Here is a 4,948-nt window from a genome sequence, read left to right on the forward strand (position 1 = left end):
CGAGCCTTGCTCTCCGTCCACCAGGCGGTGGTCAAAGGACAGGCTTAGCGTAAGCACCTGGCGCAGGGCCACCTCGCCCTGATACTCCCACGGCAAGTTCCGCACCGCCCCCAGTGCGAGGATCGCGGCCTCCCCCGGGTTGAGGATGGGCGTACCGGCGTCGATTCCGAAGACGCCGATGTTGGTGATCGAGATGGTTCCCCCGGACAGGTCCGCCGGTGTGGTTTTGCCGGCCCTGGCCGTTTCGGTGAGTTCGGCCAGCGCCGCGGCCAGCTGCAGCAGCGACAGCGAGTCTGCATCCTTGATGTTGGGAACGGTCAGTCCCCGTGGTGTGGCGGCCGCAATGCCCAGGTTGACGTAGTTGAACGCCACGATTTCCTGGTTTTCCTCGTCCCAGCGCGCGTTCAGGGCCGGGTTCCGACGAAGGGCAATAAGCACAGCTTTCGCCGCCAGGGTGAGCGGCGTCAGCTTGTGCCCGCTGAATTCACGGTTGCTCCTCAGCCTGGAGAGCAGGTCCATGGCCGGGGTGACATCTACAGTGAGGAACTCGGTAACATGCGGGGCAGTGAAGGCGCTCGCCACCATGGCGGCTGCGGTGAACTTCCGCACGCCCTTGATGGGCATCCGGGTTTCCCGCTCCCCCTGACGGGCCTGAACCCCGGCCGGAGCTGCTTCATGTGCTGCGTCGCCGGAACGGCCACCGAGAAAGTGCTGGACGTCCTCACGGGTGATCAGTCCGTGCGGCCCGGTCCCGGCCACCATGGCCAGGTCCACTCCAAGGTCCTTGGCAAGCTTTCGCACCGGCGGGGTGGACCGGGGGCGGGTTTCGGCGGGCTTGGCGTCGTCACGCTCCACCAGCGGAGAACGGGTTGTCCCAGGCTCAACCGCCGGGCGGAAATTGCGGGCCCGCCGTGCCGGCCGGGCGGAGCTTTCGACGACGGCGCCGTACCCCACGAGATTGGGTTGCCTTGTGGCCTCCCCTGCCTCCACCGCCCCCAGTCCCGACGTCGGGGATGCCGGGGACCAAGCGGGGGCATCGGGCCCTGGCGAGGGGGCCGCGGCGTCGTCCGATACTTCGAACGAAACGATGGGCTTGCCCACCTCCACGATGGTGCCGGGCTGTTCATGGAGTTCCCGGATGACCCCTGCGAAAGGGGACGGAAGCTCCACCACCGCCTTGGCGGTTTCGACCTCGGCGATCACCTGGTTGAGGCTGACAGTATCGCCCACCCCAACCTTCCAGCTGAGGATTTCCGATTCAGTAAGCCCTTCACCCAGGTCCGGGAGCCGAAATTCCTTGATCATGGTGGCGTTCATCCTTCCAGCCCGCTGAGGGAATTCGGCCGGCCCAGGGCACGGTCCACGCCGTCGAGGATGCGGTCCAGGCCCGGCAGGTGGTGCATTTCAAGCTTGGAGTACGGGTACGGGATGTCGAAGCCGGTCACCCGGACCGGCGCCGCCTCAAGGTAATAGAAGCACCGCTCGGTGATGCTGGCCGCCACCTCCGCGCCGAGCCCTCCGGATTGGCCGGCCTCGTGCGTCACCACCAGCCGGCCGGTCCTGCGGACCGAGGCCACTACGGTGTCGTAGTCCACCGGTGCCAGCGAGCGCAGGTCGATGACCTCGATGGATATGCCTTCGTCTGCGGCGGCCAGGGCGGCGTCCCGGGCCGTCTTCACCAAGGGTCCGTAGGCCACCAAAGTGACGTCCGTACCTTTCGCCAGAACCCTCGCCTGATCCATGGGCACTGCGGAGAGCGGATCAAGGGACTCGTCTACCTCGCCCTTGTCGTGATAGCGGCGCTTGGGCTCGAAGTACAGGACAGGATCGTCGCAGGAAATGGCCTGCTGGATAACAGTGTGGGCGTCCTGCGGGCTCGAGACTGTCACCACGCGCAGGCCCGAGGTGTGGGTGAAGTAGGCTTCCGGGGACTCGGAATGGTGCTCGGGTGAACCGATGCCGCCGCCGAACGGGACCCTGATGGTAATGGGCATTTTCACCGCGCCGCGCGTCCGGTAGTGGAGCTTTGCCACCTGGCTGACGATTTGGTCGAACGCAGGGTAGATAAAACCGTCGAACTGGATCTCCACCACGGGGCGGTAACCGCGGTAGGCAAGCCCCACGGCCGTTCCCACGATCGCTGACTCTGCCAGGGGCGTGTCCACCACCCGGTGCTTGCCGAAGTCCTTTTGGAGGCCGTCGGTAATCCTGAAGACGCCACCCAGGGCACCAACGTCTTCGCCCAGGAGGACCACCTTGGGATCGTTCTCCAAAGATTTGCGCAGGCCGGCGTTGATTGCACGGGCAAAGGTCATCTGGGTCATCAGCGTGCACCTTCTTCTTCTACGGCTTCTGCGGGATCACAGAAGGAGGCCAGGTAACGGGCGTAATGGTCCTGCTGCCGGTCCAGCCAGGAGTTGGGGGTGCTGTAGACGTGTCTGAAGACATCCATCGGCTGCGGCTCCGGCAGGGTGGTGCAGCCCGTGCGCATTTCCAAGGCTACGGCGTCGGCCTTGTCCTTGACCTGTTGTTTCAGCGCTGCCGTCAGCAGCCCCTTGCGGTCCAAAAGTGCCTCCACCCGGCTGATCGGGTCCTTCGCTGCCCAGTCCTCCAGCTCATTGGCGTCACGGTAGCGGGTGGGGTCATCGGCAGTGGTGTGCGGACCCATCCGGTAGCTGACCGCCTCAATGAACGTCGGACCACCGCCGCGCCGCGCCCGGTCCAGGGCCACCCGCGTTGCTGCCATCACCGCCAGGACGTCGTTGCCGTCCACCCGCAGGCTTGGAATGCCGAACCCGGCCGCCCTGTCCGCCAGCTGGACTCGCGACTGAAGCCGCACCGGTTCGGAGATTGCCCAGTGGTTGTTGGTGCAGAAGAACACTACCGGGACCTGGAAGCTCGCGGCGAAGACCATGGCCTCGTTGACGTCGCCCTCGCTGGTCGCTCCGTCGCCGAAGTACGTTACCGCCGCGGAATCGGCGCCGTCGTTCTGGATACCCATGGCATAGCCGGTGGCGTGCAGGGTCTGGGCTCCAATGATGATCTGTGGCGTGGCCATATTGATCGAGTACGGGTCCCAGCCGGAGGAGGCGTTCCCGCGCCAAACGCGGACGATGTCCGTCAGGTCCGCTCCCCTGCAGTATGCAACACCGTTCTCGCGGTAGCTGGAGAACACGAAGTCGTCGGGGCGGAGGGACCGGCCGGAGCCGATCTGAGCTGCTTCCTGGCCCAGCAGCGGCGGCCACAACGCGAGCTCACCTTGCCTTTGCAGGGCCGTTGCTTCGACGTCGATGCGCCGGATGACGGTCATATCCTCAAAGAGCGCGCACAGCTGCTCGTCCGTGATGTCCTGCACCCAGGGGTCGAATTCGGGGTGGCTCACCCGCTCCCCCGCCGGAGTAATCAGCTGGACGAAGCTTCTGCCCTGTCCGTGGATGTCCGCCCTGGCAGCGGCACTGCTGGCACCTGCATTCGGGGCACCTGTGCCGTTTTGGCCCGTTTCGTCTGTAGACACGATAGCCGCACCTTCTTACGTCGTTGACCAGCGGAGCCAGGACTTGTGATCCCGTTGGCCGCCGGCCTTCCGGGCGCCGTTGCTCCGGATACTGTGACCCTACTCACAATGCTCATTGGGTACAACCACCACGGTGATCACTGAGCACAATGCTCTGCCCGGCGCCTCATGACGGTGCTAACGTTGCGCATTATGCAGGCTTTGGATGGCACTGACACCCGCCTTCTGTCCGCGTTGGCGCAGGATCCCCGGCGAACGGTGGTGGCGCTGGCCCAGAAGCTCGGCCTCTCCAGGAATACAGTGCAGGCGCGGATGGCCCAGCTGGAGAAAAAGCACGTCTTCCTTTCCTTCGAACGCAGGATCAATCCGGTGGCACTCGGGTACCGCTGATGGCATTCATTTCCGTCCATGTCCAGCAGCAAAAGCTTGTCCAACTGGCGACGGACCTGGCGGATATTCCGGAAATCATGGAGGGTTACGGGCTCACCGGCTCCGCCGACCTGCTGCTCCGGGTGGTGGCCCTGGATGCCGAGGACCTCTTCCGTATTAACGGGAAGATTCTGGCGTGCGACGGGGTGGACCGGACCGACACGGCCCTGGCGATGGGCGAACTTATCCCCTTCCGGATACAGCCCCTGCTGGACCGGGGCCCGCAGGGCAGCTGACAGTGCCGGCGGCCGGGCATGAAGTACGGCGGCGGCAGCGCGGGCTATAGGCTGTTGCAAGTTATCAGGGGTTCCGGGAGGGCCCCGCAATCAGGCGGTGCCGATGCAGCACGCCGGAAAGGCTCCATTTTGGGCAATCCTCAGGAACCGTACCAGCCGGGACAGCCCGCACATGCCCCGCATCAGCCACCCGCACCCCCGCAGCAGCCGCCGGGCCATGGCGGGCAAATCTACCAGGCTCCTGCCGGCAGTTACGGTGAGCCCGGCCCGTTCGGGCTGCCGGGCCAGCAGCCCCCGCGCAAGAGCCGGCGGAAACTGTGGATCATCCTGGCGGGCATTGGCGGGGTCCTGCTCCTGGTGGTCCTGGGCATCATCATCCTGGTCAACGTGGTGGGCAGCGCCACCCACCAGGCCAAGGGCCTTGCTGACGGGTTCACTACGCTGGTCATCAGCGGACAGAGTTCCCAGGCTTACGATGAGTACCTCGACCCCGCCCTGAAGGAACAGCTGTCCAAGGAAGCGTTTATCAGCGGCGTGGGAACGCTGGAGATGAACGACCAGTGCAAGCCGTCCTACAACGACCTCCAGGTGACCACCGACAACGGGGTCAAGGCAGCGGACGTGGCGGGCGTCATCACCTGTGAGGGCAAGGAAGTGGATCTGGCGTACCGCTTTGAAGGCACCGACGACCTCAAGATGACCAACATCAAGCTGCGGCCCAAGGCCTAGCTCCAAAGATCAGCCACGCAGACACGAAAGAGCAGACACG

General features: G+C 65.0%; 4 protein-coding genes and 1 pseudogene. 2 read left to right on the forward strand and 3 right to left on the reverse strand.

Annotated features, from left to right (window positions below; translation table 11 throughout):
* The 3 genes from AC5RWX_RS30155 to pdhA all read right to left on the reverse strand — a co-directional run.
* On the reverse strand, positions 1-1,305 hold a 1,305-nt coding region (locus tag AC5RWX_RS30155; protein WP_494099889.1), incomplete at its 3' end, for a dihydrolipoamide acetyltransferase family protein.
* Between the two features lie 8 nt (positions 1,306-1,313).
* Entirely contained in the window at positions 1,314-2,324 is a 1,011-nt protein-coding gene (locus tag AC5RWX_RS30160) for an alpha-ketoacid dehydrogenase subunit beta (protein ID WP_494099890.1), read from the reverse strand.
* Entirely contained in the window at positions 2,324-3,514 is a 1,191-nt protein-coding gene (gene pdhA, locus AC5RWX_RS30165) for a pyruvate dehydrogenase (acetyl-transferring) E1 component subunit alpha (protein ID WP_494099891.1), read from the reverse strand. The genes AC5RWX_RS30160 and pdhA overlap by 1 nt, the downstream gene beginning before the upstream one ends.
* A gap of 192 nt (positions 3,515-3,706) precedes the next feature.
* On the opposite strand from pdhA, the pseudogene AC5RWX_RS30170 reads away from it, so the two are divergent.
* Positions 3,707-4,179: pseudogene (locus AC5RWX_RS30170) on the forward strand (Lrp/AsnC family transcriptional regulator).
* A 129-nt stretch (positions 4,180-4,308) separates the two neighbouring features.
* On the forward strand, positions 4,309-4,908 hold the full coding sequence (locus tag AC5RWX_RS30175) for a hypothetical protein (protein WP_494099892.1): 600 nt from the start codon (positions 4,309-4,311) through the stop codon (positions 4,906-4,908).
* Positions 4,909-4,948: the final 40 nt, after the last annotated feature.

The organism is Arthrobacter sp. SPT-J7 (genome assembly GCF_059089965.1).

Coding starts and splice junctions, on each gene's coding strand:
- AC5RWX_RS30160 (WP_494099890.1), bottom strand. CDS start 2,324: ATGACCCAGATGACCTTTGCCCGTGCAATCAACGCCGGCCTGCGCAAA.